General features: G+C 59.6%; 16 protein-coding genes and 1 pseudogene. 12 read left to right on the top strand and 5 right to left on the bottom strand.

Going from position 1 to position 22,236, the window contains the following annotated elements:
• Positions 1–208 precede the first annotated feature (208 nt).
• Positions 209–1,630: an amino acid permease gene (locus tag AC1DVE_RS08660; protein ID WP_223458701.1), complete on the top strand. Its 1,422-nt coding sequence runs from the start codon at positions 209–211 to the stop codon at positions 1,628–1,630.
• A 62-nt stretch (positions 1,631–1,692) separates the two neighbouring features.
• On the opposite strand, the gene AC1DVE_RS08655 is transcribed toward AC1DVE_RS08660, so the two are convergent.
• Positions 1,693–2,826, bottom strand: coding sequence for an OpgC family protein (locus AC1DVE_RS08655; RefSeq protein ID WP_223458704.1), 1,134 nt, complete (start codon positions 2,824–2,826; stop codon positions 1,693–1,695).
• 243 nt (positions 2,827–3,069) lie between these two features.
• Here AC1DVE_RS08655 and AC1DVE_RS08650 point away from each other — a divergent pair, with 243 nt between their 5' ends.
• The 6 genes and pseudogenes from AC1DVE_RS08650 to AC1DVE_RS08625 all read left to right on the top strand — a co-directional run bounded on the left by AC1DVE_RS08650 (position 3,070) and on the right by AC1DVE_RS08625 (position 8,919).
• Positions 3,070–3,444: a GtrA family protein gene (locus AC1DVE_RS08650; protein ID WP_223458706.1), complete on the top strand. Its 375-nt coding sequence runs from the start codon at positions 3,070–3,072 to the stop codon at positions 3,442–3,444.
• Complete coding sequence (locus AC1DVE_RS08645) at positions 3,441–4,382, top strand: glycosyltransferase family 2 protein (protein ID WP_223458708.1); 942 nt, start codon at positions 3,441–3,443, stop codon at positions 4,380–4,382. Before AC1DVE_RS08650 ends, AC1DVE_RS08645 begins: the two co-directional genes overlap by 4 nt.
• 1 nt (position 4,383) lies before the next feature.
• A complete protein-coding gene (locus AC1DVE_RS08640) occupies positions 4,384–5,892 on the top strand; it encodes a glucosyltransferase domain-containing protein (protein WP_223458709.1) in 1,509 nt (502 codons plus the stop codon).
• A gap of 147 nt (positions 5,893–6,039) precedes the next feature.
• Positions 6,040–6,413, top strand: a pseudogene (locus tag AC1DVE_RS08635) (GtrA family protein).
• The gene (locus tag AC1DVE_RS08630; protein WP_223458712.1) at positions 6,410–7,375 is read left to right on the top strand and encodes a glycosyltransferase family 2 protein; all 966 of its coding nucleotides are present in this window, start codon (positions 6,410–6,412) and stop codon (positions 7,373–7,375) included. The pseudogene AC1DVE_RS08635 and the gene AC1DVE_RS08630 overlap by 4 nt, the downstream one beginning before the upstream one ends.
• A complete protein-coding gene (locus AC1DVE_RS08625; RefSeq protein WP_477783882.1) occupies positions 7,372–8,919 on the top strand; it encodes a glycosyltransferase family 39 protein in 1,548 nt (515 codons plus the stop codon). The genes AC1DVE_RS08630 and AC1DVE_RS08625 overlap by 4 nt, the downstream gene beginning before the upstream one ends.
• A 32-nt stretch (positions 8,920–8,951) precedes the next feature.
• Here AC1DVE_RS08625 and AC1DVE_RS08620 read toward each other — a convergent pair whose 3' ends face one another.
• Together AC1DVE_RS08620 and AC1DVE_RS08615 are read right to left on the bottom strand one after the other, a co-directional pair.
• Positions 8,952–10,571, bottom strand: coding sequence for an FMN-binding glutamate synthase family protein (locus AC1DVE_RS08620; RefSeq protein WP_223458716.1), 1,620 nt, complete (start codon positions 10,569–10,571; stop codon positions 8,952–8,954).
• 181 nt (positions 10,572–10,752) lie between these two features.
• Entirely contained in the window at positions 10,753–11,553 is an 801-nt protein-coding gene (locus AC1DVE_RS08615; RefSeq protein WP_008000231.1) for a helix-turn-helix transcriptional regulator, read from the bottom strand.
• 124 nt (positions 11,554–11,677) lie between these two features.
• Here AC1DVE_RS08615 and AC1DVE_RS08610 point away from each other — a divergent pair, with 124 nt between their 5' ends.
• The 5 genes from AC1DVE_RS08610 to AC1DVE_RS08590 all read left to right on the top strand — a co-directional run bounded on the left by AC1DVE_RS08610 (position 11,678) and on the right by AC1DVE_RS08590 (position 15,752).
• Entirely contained in the window at positions 11,678–12,499 is an 822-nt protein-coding gene (locus AC1DVE_RS08610; protein WP_223458719.1) for a carbon-nitrogen hydrolase family protein, read from the top strand.
• 161 nt (positions 12,500–12,660) lie between these two features.
• The gene (locus AC1DVE_RS08605; protein WP_046041027.1) at positions 12,661–13,986 is read left to right on the top strand and encodes an APC family permease; all 1,326 of its coding nucleotides are present in this window, start codon (positions 12,661–12,663) and stop codon (positions 13,984–13,986) included.
• A 169-nt stretch (positions 13,987–14,155) separates the two neighbouring features.
• On the top strand, positions 14,156–14,590 hold the full coding sequence (locus tag AC1DVE_RS08600) for an NUDIX hydrolase (RefSeq protein WP_223458721.1): 435 nt from the start codon (positions 14,156–14,158) through the stop codon (positions 14,588–14,590).
• 23 nt (positions 14,591–14,613) lie between these two features.
• Positions 14,614–15,252: a LysE family translocator gene (locus AC1DVE_RS08595; protein WP_015093692.1), complete on the top strand. Its 639-nt coding sequence runs from the start codon at positions 14,614–14,616 to the stop codon at positions 15,250–15,252.
• Between the two features lie 2 nt (positions 15,253–15,254).
• Positions 15,255–15,752: a GNAT family N-acetyltransferase gene (locus AC1DVE_RS08590; RefSeq protein WP_223458723.1), complete on the top strand. Its 498-nt coding sequence runs from the start codon at positions 15,255–15,257 to the stop codon at positions 15,750–15,752.
• A 119-nt stretch (positions 15,753–15,871) separates the two neighbouring features.
• On the opposite strand, the gene metR is transcribed toward AC1DVE_RS08590, so the two are convergent.
• Together metR and AC1DVE_RS08580 are read right to left on the bottom strand one after the other, a co-directional pair.
• A complete protein-coding gene (gene metR / locus AC1DVE_RS08585) occupies positions 15,872–16,789 on the bottom strand; it encodes a transcriptional regulator MetR (RefSeq protein ID WP_223458725.1) in 918 nt (305 codons plus the stop codon).
• 117 nt (positions 16,790–16,906) lie between these two features.
• A complete protein-coding gene (locus AC1DVE_RS08580) occupies positions 16,907–22,141 on the bottom strand; it encodes a dermonecrotic toxin domain-containing protein (RefSeq protein WP_223534247.1) in 5,235 nt (1,744 codons plus the stop codon).
• Positions 22,142–22,236 lie beyond the last annotated feature (95 nt).

Genomic DNA, 22,236 nt, shown 5'->3' with positions numbered 1-22,236 from the left:
TGAACTAGAGCTTTATAGACTTTGGCAGGGGCATGACGATGCACCATTGTTGTGCAATACTCGGCGCCGTTTTTCCCACTGATCTTGCGGGTTTTTCCTACAAGACGACTCTGCCCACGAAGCAGAACCGGTTCGGGAGGCGATGGCTTATCGGTCAGCGCTTCGCCACTCGGTGGTCATATCCAATAACAAGACGAGGATGTCCCCCATGCCCGTAGGCAATCACCTGCCCCAAGGCGAGACCGCTCAGGGCGGTTCGCTTAAACGTGAACTCGGCGAGCGGCATATTCGCCTGATGGCACTCGGTGCCTGTATCGGTGTCGGCCTGTTCCTGGGCTCGGCCAAGGCCATCGAAATGGCCGGCCCGGCCATCATGCTGTCTTACATCATCGGCGGTCTGGCAATCCTGGTGATCATGCGCGCCCTCGGCGAGATGGCCGTGCACAATCCGGTCGCTGGCTCGTTCAGCCGTTACGCCCAAGACTACCTCGGCCCGCTGGCGGGCTTCCTGACCGGCTGGAACTACTGGTTCCTGTGGCTGGTGACCTGCGTCGCGGAAATCACTGCCGTGGCGGTCTACATGGGTATCTGGTTCCCCGATGTGCCGCGCTGGATCTGGGCGCTCGCTGCTTTGATCAGCATGGGCTCGATCAACCTGATCGCGGTCAAGGCCTTTGGTGAGTTCGAGTTCTGGTTTGCCCTGATCAAGATCGTCACCATCATTGCAATGGTGTTCGGCGGCATCGGCATCATCGCCTTCGGTTTCGGCAACGACGGTGTGGCCCTGGGGATTTCCAACCTGTGGACCCAGGGCGGCTTCATGCCCAACGGCGTGCAAGGCGTGTTGATGTCGCTGCAAATGGTGATGTTCGCCTACCTCGGCGTGGAAATGATCGGCCTGACCGCCGGTGAAGCGAAGAACCCGCAAAAGACCATCCCCAATGCCATCGGCTCTGTGTTCTGGCGGATTCTGCTGTTCTACGTCGGCGCGTTGTTCGTGATCCTGTCGATCTACCCGTGGAACGAAATCGGTACTCAGGGCAGTCCGTTCGTGATGACTTTCGAGCGGCTGGGCATCAAGACCGCGGCGGGTATCATCAACTTCGTGGTGATCACCGCGGCGTTGTCGTCCTGCAACGGCGGCATCTTCAGTACCGGGCGCATGCTCTACAGCCTGGCGCAGAACGGCCAGGCCCCGGCGGGGTTCGCCAAAACGTCGAGCAACGGCGTACCACGGCGTGCATTGCTGCTGTCGATTGGCGCGTTGCTGCTGGGCGTACTGCTGAACTATCTGGTGCCGGAAAAGGTGTTTGTCTGGGTGACGGCGATTGCCACCTTCGGCGCGATCTGGACCTGGGCGATGATCCTGCTGGCCCAACTGAAATTCCGCAAAGGCCTGAGCGCCAGCGAAGCGGCCGGCCTGAAATACCGCATGTGGCTGTACCCGATCAGCTCTTATCTGGCGCTGGCGTTCCTGGTGCTGGTGGTCGGCCTGATGGCGTACTTCCCGGACACCCGCGTGGCGCTGTATGTGGGCCCTGCGTTCCTGGTGCTGCTGACCGTGTTGTTCTACGTGTTCAAGCTGCAACCGACCAATGTTTCGCAAGGTGCGGCGCGTTCGGCTTCGTAAGTCGTAATGCCTGAAAGACAAAAGCCCCGGTCGAAATGATCGGGGCTTTTTGGTTTTGAAGATCAATGGATCGCAGGCTGTGATCTTTTGATTGTCTGGTTCAACCGCTTGTTGAACTCCAGCCACGCCGCCAGCAACGCCATCAACCCGGCACCCACCAGCGCCGTGAAGATCTGCATGGCAAAAGCATCGTCGGTCAACGCATTGATCATGTCCGCCAATGGTGCCAGCAGCACGCCCAGGCAGAAAATCTCCAGCGAGAAACGGCCCATTCGGCAACTTTGCTGCGCGAGCCAGTTTTGCGTCCATCCGCTGTCGGGAATCAGTTTCGCCGTGATGTAGGCCAGTGCGAGGAAATGCAGCAGGCGCACCGGGGACAGGTCGGTCTTGCTGATGGGGTACAGGAAGTTCTGCAGGCTCGCCGGCACCACGGCATCGTGTATATCCGGCCAGCGCCACAGCACGGTCAACACACCCGCGACCACGACATACAGCGCCGCACTGACAAACAACGGCTGGCGTAGCAATGGGCGCGTCTCGGGCAGGCGCGGGCGCTGGCTGTGAATCGCAGCGGCACCGCCGAGCACGAACAGCAACTGCCAGGCGACCGGGTTGAAATACCATACGCCGTCCTTGATGGCCGCCAGGTTCCAGCCAGCCAGCGGCACCATCAGATACAACGCCAATGACATCGCGACCACCACCCAGGCCTTGTGCACCAGCAGCGGCAGCACCAGGGGCAAGCCCGCCAACAGCACGATGTACAGCGGCAACGGGTCCATCAGGTTCGGCTTGAAGCGTAACAGCAGTTCATCGATCAGAGCCTGCTGCGGGTTGCTGATGAAGTGATGCATGCCCATTTCTTCCACCAGATCCCGTGTTTCCACGTGGCTGTTGGCAAAAAACACAATGCCCATCAGCATCGCCAGCAGGAAGATATGCACCACGTAGAGCACCCACGCCCGGCGCAGGATTTTCACGCAGGCGATCAGAAAACCTTCGCGCGCCAGGACTTTGCCGTACGCCAGTACGGCCGCAAAACCAGCCAGAAACACGAAAACCTCGGCCGCATCGCTGAAACCGAAGTTACGCAGGGTGATTTGCCCCAAAGGGTTGTGGGGCACGTGATCCCAAAAGATGAAGATCAGTGCCAGACCACGAAAAAAGTCGATCCGGTGATCGCGTGCTAACGTCATGACAGCAGACTCGTAACAGCGGGTAAAAATGGGATTGGTGGCGGGCGCAAAGGCCACGCGCCCGATCGGCGGCGCGCAGGGTGGACTGATTCGCGGGCAATTGCAAAGTCGGGATATTTCCGGATGTCTCGGGCGTTGCTTCAAGGCTCAACCGCTGGTCTGAAAGGTCCAAAAACCTGCGATTTCTGACAGCAGACAGGCTCAAATACTAATGAATGCAACGTTCTGAAACGGGAGCCTCACATGAGACTGTTGTGGAAAGGGCTGTCCAGTTACACGGCGATCGGGGTCGCCAACACCCTGATCCACTGGCAGATCTTTTTCCTGCTGAGTGTGGCGGCCGGCCTCAGCCAGGCAATCAGCAACCTGGCGGCCTTCTGCGTGGCTGCGTCGTTTTCTTTCTACATGAACGCGCAATTTACCTTTGCCGCCAGTGCCACGGTCGCAGGTTACCTGCTGTTTCTTTTGGGCATGGGGGCATTGAGCCTGGGGGTCGGCCATCTCGGCGATGTCTGGCGATTGCATGGTTTGCTCACCGTGGCCCTGTTCTCGGCGTTGAGCCTGGTATTCGGCTTCCTGTATTCCAAATACGTGGTGTTTCGCGAGCGTGATCAATGAAAGTGTCGCTCATTGTCCCGGTGTTCAACGAAGAACAGGCGATCGACCTGTTTTATCAGGCGGTACGACGGGAGTTGAAGCTCAGCGGCACCGACGTCGAGATCGTGTTCATTAACGACGGCAGTTCCGACCGCACGGCCGAACAGGCCACGGCACTGGCCCAGGCGGATGATCAGGTGCTGCTGATCAATTTCTCGCGCAACTTCGGCAAGGAACCGGCACTGTTTGCCGGCTTGGAACACGCCAGCGGCGATGCCGTGATTCCCATGGATGTCGATCTGCAAGACCCGATCAGCGTCATTCCGTTATTGGTCGAGCAATGGCAAAAGGGCGCCGATGTGGTACTCGCCAAGCGCCGCAATCGGGACGTCGACGGCTACCTCAGGCGTCACAGCGCGTCGATTTTCTACCATGTGCTCAATCGCATCGCCTACACCCGCATCGAGGAAAACGTCGGGGACTTCCGGCTGATGGATCGCAAGGTGGTCGATGTGATCCGTTCCCTGCCCGAGCACCAGTTGTTCATGAAAGGCGTGTTGTCGTGGGCCGGGTTCAATACCGTGGTGGTGGAGTTCGAGCGGGCAGGAAGGGTGGCGGGGAGCAGCAAGTTCAATGGCTGGAAGCTGTGGAACCTGGCCCTGGAAGGTGTGACCTCGTTCAGCACCGTGCCGCTGCGTTTGTGGACTTACGTCGGTGGCGGCATTTCGATTTTCGCGGTGCTCTATGCGGTGTATATGGTGCTGGACAAGATTTTCTTCGGCAACAGCGTCCCCGGTTATCCATCGCTGATGACCGCGATCCTGTTTCTCGGCGGTGTGCAACTGATCGGCATCGGCATCCTCGGCGAGTACATCGGTCGCATCTACATCGAGGCCAAGCACCGGCCGCGCTATGTGATCAAGGACATCGTCGGCGGTAAAGACCGGGGTAGGCGTTAGCATGGGCCGGTTCAGCGACTTCTTCGTTCGCGAGCTCAGCCGGCATCAGGTCTGGCGGTTTTTTCTGTTCGCGACCTTGGTGTATGTCCTGCCATTGATCCTCGTGGACTACCCTTACATCGATGACAACTGGCGCTCGCTGTCGGCGGGCATGGCCTGGGCCGAACAGGGCCGACTCTTCACTCAGCTGTTCTACAACGCGCTAACCTTCAGCCATGCCGCGCCGAACATCTTTCCCTTGCCCTTGTTGATTGCCACGCTGGCCATGGCGACGGCGCTGACCAGCCTGACGTTCCATTACTTTTGCAAGCCCACCATCGCTTGTTGCCTGGTGCTGTTGCCGCTCTGGTACAACCCGTTCTTCCTGCAAAACCTGTCCTATCAATACGACGGTCCCGCGACGGCCCTGAGCCTGGTGGCGGTGATCTATGCGATCACCTTTCGCCACCCGTGGCGCAGCGTGCAGTGGCTGGTGCCGTCGTTCCTGATTGCACTGGCGTTGGGTTTGTATCAGATCAGCCTGAATGTGTTTCTGGGCCTGTGTTGCCTGGAGTTGCTCAGGGCCGCCAACGATAAAACGGCCCCGGTGCCATGGCGCGACCTGCTGGGCTGGAAAGCCGCCCAGTTCATACTTGGCGGGTTGATCTACAGCGTCAGTGCTTATCCGTTCATGGACTCCAATCGCACATTGCTGCTCAATTGGGCGGCGAATCCTTTATTGCAGATCCAGATCAACATTGCCCGGGTCCTGGAAAAAGTCGTGCTGCTGTTCCATGGCGGATGGCTCTGGGTGTTTGGCGGGTTACTGCTGCTTGCGATAGCCGGGGCGGTGCAGTTGGGATTAAGCGTAGCGGCGCGTCAGGACAGCGGACCGAAGAAGCTGTTGATCGGCCTGATGTGTTTGCTGACATTGCCGGTGGTGACGCTGCTGGTGTCCGGTGTCGCGCTGTTTTTCCGCGACTTCAACGAAGGCGCCCGCACCTTGATGGGCTTCGCCGTGCTGTTGGTGTTGCTGTGCTATTTGAGTCATCTGGCGCTGGCGTCGATCCATGAGCGGCTGCCGCTGCTGTTGATGATTCCCCTGCTGGCCATGTTGTCGCTGTCGTTCGCCTATGGCCGGGTGCTGACGGTGCAGAAAACCTTCGCGTCCACGGCGCTGGCCGGTCTTGCTTACGACATCGCCAGCCACCAGTCGCTGCGCGAGGCCAGGCGGATCTACATCTCGGTGAGTTATTCCGACTACTGGTTAGCGGCGGCGGCGGGTTCATTCAAGCAGTTGCCGGTGCTGCACTACCTGCTCAACACCGACTTTTACATGCTGGCCGAGAACCTGCCGAAAGCGGGGATCACCAACGTGGTGGCGGAGCGGGAGCGGCGTAACGCGACGCGGGTTGGTTATCAGGGCTATCCGGCGCTGGTGGAAAGCCAGTTCTACCGGATTTACCTGATCGGTGATTACGGTTTCATCGTGATGAAGGAACCGGCCCCGATCACTGCTCTGCGTTGGTGAGTCTGAAGGGGCGTGAAAAGTGTCGACATCGTCAGTATGACCGCTGGTCTGAAATCCTTACCAGCCTGTTATTTCTGTCAGTAGACCGCTGTGGCGGCAACACTTAGTTTGAATGCTCCTGAAACAGGGATCTTGGCGGGCGTCGGCATGAATGTTTTGTGGAAGGGATTTTCTACCTATGCGGTCATCGGGCTGGTCAATACGCTCCTTCATAGGCAGGTTTTTTTATACTCATCAATGCTGCCGAACTCACCCAGGCAACCAGTAATTTTGCAGCGTTTTGCGTCGCTGCATCATTCTCCTTCTATGCGAATGCCCTTTATACATTCGATACAAAGGTGACGATATTGCGATACCTACTGTTTGTTTGCGTCATGGGTGTATCGAGTTTCGGCGTCGGTTTTTTTGCTGACAAGTGGCGCATTCACGGATGGGTGACCGTTGCCTCGTTTTCGTTGTTAAGCCTGACTTGCGGGTTCCTTTATTCGCGTTTCGTAGTATTTCGCGAGCACAAGGTATGAAGGTTTCACTGATTGTCCCTGTGTTCAATGAAGAGCAGGCTATCGGGGTGTTCTACCAGGCCGTGCGTCAGGATCCGAGCTTGCGCGAGTACCAAATTGAAATCGTGTTTATCAACGATGGCAGTACAGACGGAACATCCGACCTTGCCAATACGATTGCCTTGGTCGACAGCAGTGTGGTGGTGATCAGTTTCTCACGCAACTTCGGCAAGGAACCGGCTTTGTTTGCCGGGTTGGAACATGCAACTGGCGATGCCCTCATTCCCATGGATGTGGATCTGCAGGATCCAATCAGTGTCATTTCGCGGCTCATCGAAGAATGGATCAATGGGGCTGATGTGGTGCTGGCAAAACGACGAAACCGTTTGGCCGACAGTTATTTCAAACGTCATTTCGCAAGCCTGTTCTATCGGCTACTCAATCAGATTGCATCGACTCGCATCGAGGAAAACGTTGGCGACTTTCGCTTGATGGATAGAAAGGTCGTTGAAGTCATCAAGAGCCTTCCCGAGCAGCAGTTGTTCATGAAAGGTGTGCTGTCATGGGCAGGGTTCAACACGAAAGTCATTGAGTACGATCGTGCTCCACGGGTGGCTGGAAAAAGCAAGTTCAATTTCTGGAAGCTATGGAATCTGGCACTTGAGGGCATCACTTCGTTCAGTACTGTGCCGTTGCGCGTATGGTCCTACATCGGCGGCATCATCTCTCTGATAGCGCTTATGTATGCGGCTTACATGGTTCTGGACAAGGTGCTGTTTGGCAATAACGTGCCGGGGTACCCGTCTCTGATGGCCGCCATTTTGTTTTTGGGGGGGGTACAGCTGATTGGCATTGGCATTCTGGGTGAATACGTCGGGCGTATTTACATGGAGTCCAAGCATCGACCCCGGTATGTGATCAAGGAAATCACCAGAAGTATTAATGAACCGGTAGATCGAGCCTCAATGGAGAGAATCCCATGAGCGCAATGGATCGCTTGGTCGATGCTCAAGTGCGGCGGCAACGCCTGGTTGTCTACGGTCCAGTCCTCATTTTGGTCATGCTGGCCCTTGTCGCTCGCCTTCACGGAATTTCAGTGCCAGTGATCTGGTATGACGAAGCATATAGCCTGCTGTTGAGCGAGCGTTCGCCAGCGCAGATCTGGGCAATTACGGCGGGGGATGTTCACCCTCCGTTGTATTACTTGATTCTCCACTACTGGACTATGGTGTTTGGCAACAGCGCCTTTTCAGCGCGAAGCCTGAGTACGCTGGCCGATATCGGCACACTGGTGCTGTGTATCAAACTGATGAGTCTAATTGCTACGCGCAGGGCGGCTTTGATCGCCGGTGTGTTACTGGTGTTGCTGCCGATTTCGGTGCGTTACAGCCAGGAAGCGCGCATGTACGCCTTGCTCGGATTCTGGCTGATGGCCGCCACGGTCGCGTTGGTATGTTGGAGCCGGCAACCGCATCTCAAACGTTACCCCGTGATGTATGTGCTGCTGATGACATCGGCTTTTTACACGCACTACTTTGCGGCGTTGTGTGTGCTGGTGCATTGGGTGTATTGGTCGGGGGTGGGCAGCGGCGAATCGGCATCATTACCTGGGCGGAAATGGTTGGCGGCCAATGTAGCGATTGTCACGTTGTATTCGCCCTGGTTACCGCATTTCATTGACCAGGCTTGGAAAATGAAAGGACTCGAATGGATCGCGCCCACCACATGGGAAATATTGCCGAGCTTTATCGCGCAATGTGCGGCGATGATATCGGCTTCGGATGGCGGGTTACGGGGGGCGCTGATTGTCTCGGGCTTGATGATCGCCTGCTGTGTTGTGTCGTTGCGGTATCGGCGCCGCGATCGTCGTTCAACCTTGCTGCTCATCGCTTACTTCTTCGTGCCAGTTATCACGGTGTTTTTTTTGTCATGGGCCGTTCCGATCTTCGTTCCCAGGTATCTGGTGTTTGCAGCAGCCGGTTTGCCCCTGATCGTCGCTGTTGCGCTGGATCGATTGGCTGAGCACCGGCCTGTCATTGCGTTCCTCTGCTTGAGCGCTTTTATCACAGGGGAAGTGCATGGATTGCTGAACGTTTATTCGCAGCAAGACGGGTTGAACGGAACCTTTATTCGTAAAATGGCCAGGTTGGACACTTTGGCCGAAGGCATCAAGCGTCAGGCCGAGGCTGGCGACGAGATCGTGGTTGACGGCATTTACTGGTATTTGCCGTTCAGTTATTACAACAGCACGGGGATTCAACCGAGGCTATATATCTCCAGTTCGCCGACCGGTGGACCGAACGGTCCCCTCGATTTTGGTGGCTGGCTTCTGATCCCCCAGCGTTTGGACTGGATTTTTTTCAACAATGTCTCAACGGTGAAACTCAGCTCTAAAAGAGTCTGGTGGGTGACTGGCAGGCCCCGCCCTGAATATGTACTGACCTTTCCTCCGTGGTGGAAACAGACGCAGACGCTCAAGGGCGAGGAGGTTGAGGCGCGTCTGTACATTCTGGACGGTGAGCGCTGAAGTCGTCTCAGTCTTTCAGCGCTGGCACAGGTTCAAGCCGCAACCACGTCATTAGGTTCGAAACTGTCCGCCTGCGCCATCTGCCACATCCGCGAATAAAACTCGCCATTCACCTCACCGGTCAGCAACTCGCCCGGCTTGAGGAACACGTGCAATTGCGAGAACAGCTTGATCTCGGTCGCCGACATGCGTCGCACCAGGTGCTTGGCCGACAGCTGCGACGGGTGTTCGAGGCCGGCGGCGGCGAGCATTTCCGCCAGGGCCTTGAGGGTGTTGCGGTGGAAGTTGAATACGCGCTGGGCCTTGTCCGGCACCACCAGCGCGCGCTGGCGCAGGGTGTCCTGGGTGGCGACACCGGTGGGGCATTTGTTGGTGTGGCAGCTCTGCGACTGGATGCAGCCGATGGCGAACATGAAGCCGCGCGCGGAGTTGGCCCAGTCGGCACCGATGGCCAGCACGCTGGCGATGTCGAAGGCGCTGACGATCTTGCCGCTGGCGCCAAGTTTGATCTTGTCCCGCAGGTTCAAGCCCACCAGGGTGTTGTGCACGAACAACAGACCTTCGCGCATCGGCACACCGATGTGGTCGGTGAATTCCACGGGCGCGGCGCCGGTGCCGCCTTCCTTGCCATCGACCACGATGAAGTCCGGGAGGATGCCCGTCTCTAGCATGGCCTTGGCGATTCCCATGAACTCCCACGGATGGCCGAGACAGAACTTGAAACCCACCGGTTTGCCACCAGACAGTTCACGCAGCTGTGCGATGAAATGCATCATTTCGATCGGCGTGGAAAACGCGCTGTGGCGCGACGGTGACACACAGTCTTCACCCATCAGGATGCCGCGGGTTTCGGCGATTTCTTTGGTGACCTTGTGCTTGGGCAGGATGCCGCCGTGGCCCGGTTTGGCGCCCTGGCTCATCTTGATTTCGATCATCCGCACCTGCGGCGTCCGGGCTTGTGCCGCAAAGCGTTCCGGGTCGAAGCGGCCGTCGCTGGTGCGGCAGCCAAAGTAACCGCTGCCCAGCTCCCAGGTCAGGTCGCCGCCGTTTTCCCGGTGATAGGGGCTGATGCTGCCTTCGCCGGTGTCATGGGCGAAATTGCCGAGCTTGGCACCCTGGTTCAAGGCGCGGATGGCGTTGGCGCTGAGGGAGCCGAAACTCATGGCCGAGATATTGAACACCGACGCCGAATACGGCTGGGTGCACTGTGGGCCACCGACTGTCACCCGGAAACTGCTAGGGTCGCTCAACGGCGCCGGGCGCATGGAGTGGCCGATGAATTCGAAACCCGACTGGTACACGTCAATCAGCGTGCCGAAGGGTTTGTCGGCGGTTTCATTCTTGGCCCGGGAATAGACCAGCGAGCGCTGGGCCCGGGAGAAGGGCAGGGCGTCACTGTCGGATTCGAGCAGGTACTGGCGGATTTCCGGGCGGATGCCTTCGACCAGATAACGGATATTGCCGAGGATCGGGTAATTACGCCGCACGGCGTGGGGACTTTGCAGCAGATCGAACAGGCCGATCAGGCTCAGGACGGCGGTGACGGCGGTGATTGGCCAGAGCCAGTCGTATTCAAGAAACGGCAGGCTGGCGAGGGTGAAAATCACGCAGGCGGCAAAGAAGGCGTAGCGGCTCAGGAGTGACAGGCTCATACGGTTTCCTTGGGTTCGGACTCAATAACGTTCAGCGCAGCGGGTGCATGGATACAGAGATCCCCTGTGGGAGCAGGCTTGCTCGCGAAGACGGAGTCACATCCAGCATTTTTGTTGACTGACACACCGCTTTCGCGAGCAAGCCCGCTCCCACATAAAAGCAAAGCACTCCACTGGGCTGTCAGGCATTTTGTGCCTGGAGAAAAATCGAAAACAGCTCGGACTGGGATTTGATCCCCAGCTTGCTGTACATGTGTTTCTTGTGGACTTTCACGGTTTCGACAGAGATTTCCAGCTTACGGGCGATTTCTTTACTGGAGCAACCGCTGAGCATCAAGCGCCCGACATCCAGCTCCCGGGCGGTCAACTGCGCGCCTTTGAGTTGCTGCACCGAGGCCTCCAGCTGTACCCGCCAGTCGGCTTGCGGCGGTGCGGGGGCCAGGGCCACGACTTCGTTGATTTCATAGGGTAGACGCTGGCGCAACAAACCGAGCACCCACGGCTGGATCAACGACAACAAGGCGATCTGCTGGCTGCTGAAGCGCTGCGTGCTGCCCAGCGACAGGCACAGCGTGCGGTCGCCTTCGAGCTGACAATTGAACTGGATTTCGTCGGCCACCACATTCAGACGAAAGTAGCGCTGGTAATACTCGGTCAGCTCGAAGTGCTCCGGGGCGACTTCCGACAGGCGATACAGCCCGGTGCGAGACTGCTCGCGGCAGGCGATATAGAAGGGGTCGAGCAGGTACAGGCCGCGCAGGTAATCCTGGAACAACTGGTCAGGGCTGCCGTCTTCGCCGGGGCATTCGGCGAACACCTGGGGGCGCTGATCGGCACTGAAAAGCAGCGCCACCCAGCTGTCGAAGGACACGTACTGGTCCAGCAGGCGTACAAGCTGGGTCCAGAAATTGGGCTTGTCCAGGGCGTCGATCAGTTGCCCCACCGAGCGGTGCCAGGCGATGTCGTCCAACGAGAGTGTCATGCATCTACCCCTATCGTGTTACCCCAGCGGCGTAATTCCCCGCCCGGTTGCTTGCTGCGCATACTGGCGCACAGACACCGACCGGGCAATCTTTCTGCCGCCCGGTCCATAACAAGGAATACCCATGAAGGTCGAACTCGCCCAATTGGCAGGCCGTGACAACGATACGGCTTACAACCTCGAACGCACCCTGGCGGCGATGGCTGCGTGCGCTGCCGATACGCAGCTGATCCTGTTCCCCGAAGGCCACTTGATGGGATTCCCTTCGGCCGAGTCCGTGGCCGAGGTGGCCGAGGCGCTGGACGGCCCGTCCGTCAGTGCGGTGATCGCCGCCGCCCGCGAGCGCAATATCGCCGTGGCCATCGGCATGGCCGAGAACGACAACGGCCGCTTCTACAACACCACGTTGTTGATCACCCCCGAAGGCATCGCGCTGAAATACCGCAAGACTCATTTGTGGGCCTCGGATCGCGGTGTCTACGAGGCGGGCGATCGCTACGCCACCTGCCTGTGGAACGGCGTGCGCGTGGGCCTGCTGATTTGCTACGACATCGAATTCCCCGAAAGCGCCCGCGCCCTGGCGCAACTGGGTGCCGAGTTGCTGCTGGTGACCAACGGCAACATGGACCCCTACGGTCCGACCCACCGCACCGCGATCATGGCCCGCGCCCAGGAAAACCAGGCGTTTGCGCTGATGGTCAACCGGGTGGAAGAGGGTGACGGTGGTTTGTTGTTTGCCGGTGGCAGCGCATTGGTCGATCCGCTGGGCACCTTGTTGTTCGAAGCCGGACGCGAGGAAGGGCAGTTTGCGGTCGAGCTGGACCTGAACCAGCTGACAGCGGCGCGCCAGGATTATCGCTATCTGGATGATCAGCGGCTGAGGTTGCCGGGGGAGGTGGTTGAGCATGTTTCTGGCGTGCGGGAGCTGCTGATTCCTGCGCGCTGATCCGGATTCCGTGTTGGCTGGGCTGACGCCTTCGCGAGCAGGCTCGCGATGAGGCCCTTCCGGACAACACACCCGTCTGATCGAAGAACAACAATGCAACACCCGTAATTTGCGCCGAACTCGGCTCTGCCATAAATCTAATAATTCCGGAGTAGTCGCTCATGGCTCGTTTACAACGCACCTTGTCATTAGGGTCGGTGGTGCTGTTTGGCATCGCCTACATGACGCCGATCATTGTGCTCGGCACCTTTGGCATCCTCGCCCAATCCACCGCCGGCATGGTGCCGGCCGCGTACCTCGCGGCGCTGGTGGCCATGTTCTTCACCGCCATGAGCTACGGGCGCATGGCCTCGGCGTTCCCGGTGGCCGGCTCGGCCTACAGCTATGTGCGCAAGGCCATCAGCCCGAAACTCGGGTTCATCGCCGGTTGGGCGGTGTTGCTCGATTATCTGTTTTTGCCAATGGCGATCTGGCTGATCGGCGCGGCCTACCTCAACTCCGCATTCCCTGCGGTGCCGCAGTGGATCTGGGTGCTGGCGTTCATCGGCATCACCAGCGCGATCAATATCGTCGGCCTGAAACTGGCCAACGGCATCAATGCCTTACTGATGCTGGTGCAGTTTTTGGTGCTGATCGCCTTCGTCGCGCTGTGCGTGCATTACGTCGGTGGTGATGCGAGTACGCCGTTGTGGTCGATCAAACCGTTCTTCAATGGCGACATGCAGATGCCGCTGATCATGAGCGGCGCGGCCATCGCCTGTTACTCGTTCCTGGGCTTCGACGCGGTCAGCACCCTGACCGAAGAAACCCGCGATCCACGCCGCACCATTCCCCGGGCGATCATGCTGATCACCCTGATCGGGGGGCTGATCTTCGTCGGCGTCTCGTACTTCGTGCAGATTGCTCATCCGTCGTTCCAGTTCGACAACGTCGACTCGGCGGCCTATGAAATTGCCCGCAACATCGGTGGCGACCTGTTCGTGTCGATCTTCCTGATCGGCCTGATCGTCGGCCAGTTCGCCTCGGGACTGTCGGCCCAGGCCAGTGGTTCGCGACTGCTGTACGCCATGGGCCGCGACGGCGTGTTGCCGAAAGCGTTTTTCGGCACCCTGCACGAACGCTTCGGTACGCCGATCAACAGCATCCTGCTGTGCGCGGTGGTGGCGTTACTGGCACTGAAACTGGACGTCACCACCTCGACCTCGTTCATCAACTTCGGCGCGTTCCTGGCGTTCAGCCTGGTCAACCTGTCGGTGATCTTTCATTACTGGATCGGTGGTGAGAAAAAAGGCCCGCGTGAGTTCGTGCTGTTCCTGCTGTTCCCGTTCATCGGCCTGGCAGCGGATTTGTGGCTGATGGTCAGCCTCGATCATCTGGCGGTGTATCTGGGGTTGAGCTGGCTGGCGATTGGCGTGGTGTACCTGGCGGTGTTGACCGGTGGTTTCCGTCGGCAGCCACCGGAGATGGATTTCCAGGAAGCTGCATAAAGGAAACTGTAGGAGCGAGCTTGCTCGCGATAAACCTGAGGGCGCCGATGGGCATCTGGTTTTACGCGTTTTCGTTCACGACCATCGTCGGAACGCCGCCCGGAGCAAGCTCGCTTCTACAGGGCGGACATGTGATCCTTGCCGCTTTTGAGTCAAGGGCCTTCTGTTTATGTCGACGTTTTCCATGCCTGTTTCCGGGACTATTCGCATCGCCGCCGCCCTGTTGATCGGCCCTGACGGCCGCACGTTGCTGGTGCGCAAGCGCGGCACCACGGCGTTCATGCAGCCGGGTGGCAAGATCGAGCCCCATGAATTGCCGGTTCACGCCCTGGCCCGGGAGCTGGAAGAAGAGCTGGGTCTGGACATCGACCCGGCGCAGGCCGTTTACCTCGGTCACTTCTCGGCACCGGCCGCCAACGAGCCGGGTTTTGTCGTACACGCCGAGCTCTTTCAGCTGAATATTGATTCGAATGTCACCCCGGAGGCAGAGATCGAAGAAGTGATCTGGATCGACCCGGCCACCGATGGCGGTGTCAGCCTGGCGCCATTGACACGGGACCTGATCCTGCCGTTTTATCGAGCATCGCTGACCGCGATCGCCTGATCATTACGCAAAGGACTTCGCCCATGATCCCGCTTCAAGACCTGCTGATTTTTGCCGCTGCCGCGTTGCTGATGGTGCTGACGCCCGGGCCGAACATGATCTACCTGATCTCCCGTTCGATCTGCCAGGGGCGCAAGGCCGGGGTGATCTCGTTGCTTGGGGTGGTCGCCGGATTCTTCGTGCACCTGTTTGCCGCGGCCGCCGGTTTGACCGCGGTGTTCCTGGCGGTGCCGATGGCCTATGAGGTGTTGAAGTGGGCCGGTGCGCTGTACCTGTTGTGGCTGGCCTGGCAGGCAGTCAAACCCGGTGCGCGCTCGCCGTTCGAGGCGCAGCAGTTGCCCCCGGATTCGTCGCGCAAGCTGATCACCATGGGCTTTCTGACCAGCGCCCTGAACCCGAAAATCGCGGTGTTCTATCTGTCGGTGTTTCCGCAGTTCATCACGCCGGAGCATGGCTCGGTGTTCAGCCAGAGCATCATCCTCGGCCTGACCCAGATCAGCGTCAGTTTCTGCGTCAACCTGCTGATCGCCATGTTTGCCGCGGGCATCGCCTCGTGGTTCGTCAACAATCCGACCTGGCTGGCGATGCAGCGCTATTTCATGGGCTTCGTATTGTCGGGGCTGGCACTTCGCCTGATGCTTGAGCAAAAACGGATGGCTTGAGCATGTGGATCGAACGACTGGATGCCAGCCATGCTCTGGACTACCGGGCGCTGATGCTCGAAGCCTACGACCTGCACCCGCATGCCTTTACCTCGAGCGTGCGTGAGCGGGCGGCGATGCCGCTGAGCTGGTGGGAGTCGCGCCTGACCGGCAAGCTGGACGTGGTGCTCGGGGCGTTCGAAGAAGGCCGGTTGGCCGGCATTGTTGGCCTTGCGTTCGAGCCTCGGGAAAAGGCCCGGCACAAGGTGACGCTGTTTGGCATGTATGTTTCACCGACGGTCCGCCAGCGCGGGCTCGGCCATCAACTGGTTCAGGCTGCCTTGGCCGAGGCGTGCAACCGTGAGGGTTTGCGCCTGATCCAGTTGACCGTCACCGCCGGCAACGAAGCCGCGTTCAACCTCTACCAGCGCTGCGGTTTCGTCCAGTTCGGCCTGGAACCGATGGCGGTGCGGGTGGGGGAGGATTACTTCGACAAGATCCATATGTGGCGCGAAATATAAGGGTCACCAAGATCCTTGTAGGAGCGAGCCTGCTCGCGATGGCGGCGTGTCAGTCTGCAGATATTGAATGTCAGACCGCTATCGCGAGCAGGCTCACTCCTACAGGGATTTTTGTTGCTCTATCGAACTGCGCTAACCCCATCCAATGTCGAAAACGACGTGTCCTTGGCCGTCAGCAAGAAGTCGCGCATGTACGGCGCGTCGAGCATGTCGGCACGGATCGCCGCATACAGCGTGGCGAACAAACCTTTCTCACCCAGCCGCTTGGCTTTCACGTAACCCCGCGAGCTGTATTCATGCAGTGCCCAATGAGGCATGCCGCACACGCCGCGACCGCTGGCCACCAGTTGCATCATCATCACCGTCAGTTCCGAGGTGCGGACCTGGGCCGGTTCGATGTCGGCGGGTTCGAGGAAGCGGGTGAAGATGTCCAGTCGGTCCCGTTCCACCGGGTAGGTGATCAAGGTTTCCGGGAGCAAGTCTTCGGGGACGATATAGGCCTTGCTGGCCAGGCGGTGCTGGTTGGCCACCGCGAGCATCGCTTCATAAGTGAACAGCGGTACATAGGTGATCCCGGCCAGGTCCACCGGATCGGAGGTCACCACCAGGTCCAGGTCGCCACGGGCCAGGGCCGGCAGCGGGGCGAAGGAAAATCCCGAGGCCAAGTCTAGCTCGACTTCCGGCCAGGCGTCGCGGAACTGGTCGATGGTCGGCATCAGCCACTGGAAGCAACTGTGGCATTCGATGGCCATGTGCAGGCGACCGGCGGTGCCACCGGCCAGGCGACTGATGTCGCGTTCGGCGGCACGCAGCAGCGGCAGGGTGGCGTCAGCCAGTTGCAGCAGGCGTAATCCGGCGCTGGTGAAGCGCACCGGTCTGGTCTTGCGCACGAACAGCGGCATGCCCATGCGCTCCTCCAGCTCCTTGAACTGGTGGGACAGGGCTGACTGGGTCAGGTGCAGGCGATCGGCCGCATCCACCAGGCTGTCGGCTTCGCGCAAGGCGTGCAGGGTCTTGAGGTGACGGATTTCAAGCACCGGGGGCTCCATGAGGAAAACTTGTCGATAAATCGAAAAGGTTGAGTTTGTCTCATGTTGATGCCGCTGTCGACCACAAGCACGGCGGAGCACATTGCGTGCCCCGCCGTTGCTGCTTTACAGCGTGGAAAAGTGTTTGTTGCCCAGCGGTTTGCCGATGTCGCCGCGCCAGATCGCCTCGACCGTACCGCCACTGGCGGCCACGTCCTTCTGCCATTGCAGGCCCAGGTTGCGTTGTTCCGGCAGTTTCAGATGGCCTTTGACGAAGTCGCTGAACTGAGGCTTGGCCGAGGTGTAGTGGAAGTGTGCGTACCACAGGGTTTGCGCCGGTTCGCTGCGCAGGTCGCGCACCTCGTATTCCTGCAGGAAATCCCGCCGTCCGTCTGCGCGTTTGCCCAGGTCGCGCAAACCGCCTTCCTTGCGGATGTCCACCACTTGCTGTTCAAGCAGATAGTCCAGATAACCTTCGGTCGGGGTTTTGCTGCTCATGCTTTGATCGATGCGCAGGGTGCGCCCTGTGCGCAACATCTCATCCGCCCGATTGCGCAATTGCAGCGCCACAGTCTCGGCGGGGGACAACCGTTCGATGGCCTGGGCGCGCGTGATCAACTCCGTGGCCTCGCTGCTCATCATGTGCTCCAGGTCGACGGGCAGCATGTTTTGCTGCGCATAGCCTTTGACTTTGTTGGTATAGGCGTCCGCGGCCCCCAGCCTTTTTCCGGCCTCTGTCAGCAGCGGCCTGACATCGGTCGGCAGCATCGGTTGCGCGGAGATAGCTGGTTCACTGAGATGATATTTACCGCTGGAGCGGGGCAGCCAGGTTTCCGTACGGCCATCGACACCTTCGATGGTGAAGCGCTGTTGCCGCGTCGTGGTGTCGGTACTGGCCACGCCGATCAGCAACTGGTTGTCCTCGGTTTCGAACAATTGCCGTCCGGAGCGTTCTTCCACTGGCGTGATGGTGGAGCGGTTCTTGAGGGCATGGCGAGCGAATGCTTCCATCTGATCGAGGTTATCCAGAAACACAGTGACTTGCTCCAAGTCCAGGTGTTGCGGATAGCCCAGTGTCCAGGCGCCAAGCTGGCGACGGAATTGGGTGTAAATGGCCTGGCAGTCTTCGAAAACCCTGTTGCGCTGGCCGACGTTGGAGCGTACTTGCGGCAGTTGATGTTGGGTCAGCAGGGCACGTCCGACCTTCTCGCGGGACTTTTTCAACTGCACATGGAAGTAAGTCCACGACAGGTCGTCGACAGCGTCGTAGTGGGTGATGGTTTCCAGCACATGCGCCGCCTTCAGGTACCGGTAGTTGGCATCGCTGTATGCGTTGTTCAGCAGTTCGACGGTCTTGGCCACGTTCTCTTTATGCTTGGGGCGGGTGATGCGGCGGTTCCATCGGTTGGCTTGCTCGACGGCCTGGTGTTGCTGGTCGAATTCCTTGATAAAGGTTTTTCGGACCTCCTTGCGCTCGGCCATCAGTTTCAAATGTGCGGCGGTATCGTTGACCGGCGTTGAATCCGAACGGGTGATCAACTGTTCGATCCGGTCGAGGCTTTCCACCAGTCGCTCCCTGGCCAGGCCGATCCTGCGGTCCAGGCGGTCGACGACAATCCAGGCGCAGCGGCTTTGGATGTCATTGATCTGGGCGCGATTGTTGCCATGACTCAATGCCATCAGCTCTTCAAGGGTCAGGTACAAAGCCTGTGCGGTTTCGATATCGTCCAGGCAGGCAAGCTCGACATCGGGGCGAAGTGCCAGGCGCTGCGCGGGCGCAAGATCGTAGTAGCCCTGCACCAGGTTGTTGTTCTTGCGGGTCTGGGTATCGAGGCGCCGGGTATAGGCATCGGCGGTGTTTTTCAGGGTCAACTGGCGACGCAAGGCCCGATCCGTCCACCAGCGTGGCAGCCAGCGGCGAATGGCGACCGGCCAGAGTGGGTCCAATCCATCGGCCATGTGCCCAAGCACCGCGCCACCCCCTACGCCGCCGCCTTCGATCACGGTGCCGTACACCGCGTAGTGGGTGTTCCAGTGGCCGGACTCATCGAGGGCGACAGGCTGTTTGTAGGTCCGGCTGCTGGTGCCGCTCAAGCGCCAGCGGGGTGGATTGCCCTCCAGTTCGATGCGATAGATTCGCCCCTGGCTGACCATGAAATGGCCGTCAGCGTGACGATATACCTGGCGATAGACGCCCTCGGTGCCCGGTTGCAGGCCGGCGAGGGAGATCATCTGTTCGTATTCATAGCCCTTGAAGCGTTCCAGGGTTCGTTGTGCCTGGCGCTGCGTCGAACTCCTCAGGGCGCCGGCGCTTTTGCTGACGGCGCGCAATTGGCGCTGGCGGGTGATGGCAAGCGCCGCCGAAGGTGCTGCACTGGCACCGGGCAGCACATCCATGGCCGCGTCGATTAGTGACAACAGCACCGCTTCAACCTCGGCCAGCCCGTGGCCGACATCCCCGCGCATGAAAGCGGCCACCGCCAGGTTGGCGCTGTTCCAGGCGTCGTACAGGGCGATGGTCGCACCGACGAAAGGCAGCATGCCCACGGCCATTTTCAGGTAGTTGAACATCGCGCCGGACTTCAGGGCGACTTGCTCCAGGTACAAGGCATCATTGGAGCGCGATGTCACCCGATGGGCTTCCAGTAAACGACCCATGTGCACGTTCAGCAGATGCGCCGCCAGGGAGGTGCGGGATGGCCAAGGCGTACCGACGCCGATCAGACCGTCGAAGTTTCTTACTCGCGCCTCGTTGATTCGACTGACGTGATGAGCGAACTCTCCGGTCAAGGCCCGTCCGGCGAGATAGGTGACCGTGGAGCTACGCAGGCAATCGTTGAACAGCCGTATCCGCGCCTGCTCAAGGTTGTCGAACTGGCGCACAAACACACCGTCCGGGCTGTCCGGCAGGTAGAGCAGGGTCAGGCCACTGATCCGCTCGACAATGAAGGTCACGCCAGACAGGGTGCTCGGCCCTTGGCCAGGGGTGTCGCTGCCGCCGACTGTCAGGTGCGCGGGAAGCAGTTCGATCCGTTTGCCATTGGCGCTGAAGGCTTCGCGGCTGCTGGCATCGATGGCGATGCCCAGGACTTGTTGGCCATCGGCATTGATGTCTTTGGCGAGCACGGCGAACTCGCCTTGCAGGCGCAGCATAAGGTGCCAGGGTTCGCTCAGGCATTCGTGGCGGTATTCATTGCTGAAGGCCGGTGCGGTCGAGGTGCCGAGGAAGGTTTCACGGATCAGCGTTTCATACTGTCCGGCCAGGTCCAGTTCGGTGACCATCTTGCGCAGCCAGGTCGGGGTGATGCCGGTTTTCAGCTTCTGCTGATCTGTCGGGTCGCCGCCGCTGGTCTCGACTTGCATGAACGACAGTCGCCATGACATCGCCTGATCAATGTTGCTTTGCGCCAGGTCGCCGAGGGACAACTTGCTGCGTTGCTGGCTGGCGACCAGCACATTTTCCTGGGGTGTTCCCGGTGCCGCACCCTCGGTGACGACCTTGCGCCAGGCGGTGGAGTCAGGCACGTCCAGTAGCACGTCAACGTTGCGGGTCAGGCCGAACGCCTTGTGCAGGTGGGCATCAATGGCCTTTTTGCTGAATGCATCGCGGGGCGGCAACTCGCGCTCCAGCCATTCATGGGAGCGCTTCATGGCCTTGATGTATGACTTGAACAGCGACTTGATCCGATCACGTTGTGCGGCGGATAGGGTGTCGTGCCACGCTGGCAAACGTGCGGCCAGTGCACTGCTGTGAACTTGCTCGACAATGTGCTGGTGCGCCAGCTCCCGGGCTGCGGGGACAGGAACCGTCAGGCAGGCGAGGGTCTGTTCACGCAGCTTTTCCAGTTCTGTCTCGCGTTGGCTGGCGCGAGCTGGAACCGGGTTGGCGGTCAGCAGCCGGGCCACTTGTTGTTCACAACTGTGAAGCTGATTCTGCAAGGCGTATTCGAACGGGTTCGCAGTCAGCGGCAGCAGTTGCAGCGCTTGAGTGCTGTCGTTGGCCGCAAGTTTGAACAGCGTCTGTTCCAGCGCCTGTCGAGAAGCGAACCGTTGCAGGCCACCGAAGCGTCCGGGCCAGTAGAGCAACAGGCTTTCGGTCGAGGGCGGCAGCAAGGCCGACGGCCGGGAAAACAGCAATACACCGTCCAGCTCCCGGGATTGTGTGCGGGTGGTGTCACCTTCGGTGTCCGTCATCGACAACACCAGGCACGCGACCACCACCCCGGCTGGGCGTGGTAGATCCGGTGCATCCAGCACGCTGATCAGCCATTGATGTTCCTCGTGGCTGATCTGGTTCAGGCTCAGTTGCAGCCCGGCTTCGGTGCGCAGGCCGTCCAGGCGCGCCTGGTAAAGGGCGGCGTAGTGCGGGCGGTTTTTGTGGCGCAGCTCCAGCATTTTCTGCGCACTGTCGGTGTGCAGCAGCGCGGTTGCGGCGGTGGTGCTGGCCTGCTCGGCCGTGGTGAGGGCGTTCATTTGCTGTTGCAGACGTTGCAGGCGCGGGTCAGTGTGGTCGCCCTGAAAGTTCTCGCCCAGCAAAGCGTCCAGTGCCGTCTGCTGTTGCGCCAGTGCCTGGCGACGGATGCCCAGTGGTATATCGGGGCTCAACTGGCCGAACAGGACATCGTCATCGTTGGACTCCACGTCGGGCAGGTCGGCGGGCAGGGCCAGGATCAATTCGTTTCGCGGCCGGTCGTCAGGTGCGACGAGCAAACGCGACCACAGGGATTCGGCGCTGGTCTGCAGCACCCTCTGCTCAAGTACTGTGTAATCGACACTGACTGTGCCTGTCGGTAACCGGGGTTGGTCGAACACCTGCGGCTGATGTTCGATCAGCCAGCTTTCCATTTCATCGCGACTTTGAAAGGTCATCCAGGCGGTTGTCCGGGAAGGCAAGTACAGCAACTGAGCGACCGGTTGCCCCGTATCCCGGGTGATGACCAGCGCGCCCGATAGCTCCACTGATCGCGCAGTGTCATCCTTGAGTCGCAGTTGCTCGACGTAGAAGCGCGGGGTGTCAGGTGTTGTCGCCTGTGCGGGTGGGTCGATGATCGCCTGCAGTGTCTTGATCTGTTCGGCTTGCAGAATGCCCTGCGCAAAAGCCCATTGGCTCGACGCCTCGAAATGCTGGCGGTACAAGCGGTTTGTCTGTGCCTTGCGTGACTGATCCGTACCGCGCGCCCGGGCAGCCCACCAATCGCTATCGAGAGGTGATTGCGGGCTCTGCGCCATGAGCGCCCGCCACTGCTCACAGCAATCACTCCAGCGCGCTGCGGCGCTCAGGCTCAGGCCTTGGTCCGGGTTGACGGACAAAGGGAAGGTAAGGCCGAAATCGGCCGTTAGGGGTGTGGTTTCGTCAGCCATGACGATGAGTCTCCAGAAAGCCGGGCCGTGCCGGCGGTACGGGCATTAGGAGGCAGTCGTCAAACGGTCGGGTGGTACATAGTTATTGCGAGGCT

This window comes from Pseudomonas sp. P4_B4 (assembly GCF_056402255.1).
The sequence above is the reverse complement of the archived record's forward strand: the minus strand, read 5'-3'. Positions and strand labels throughout refer to the sequence as shown.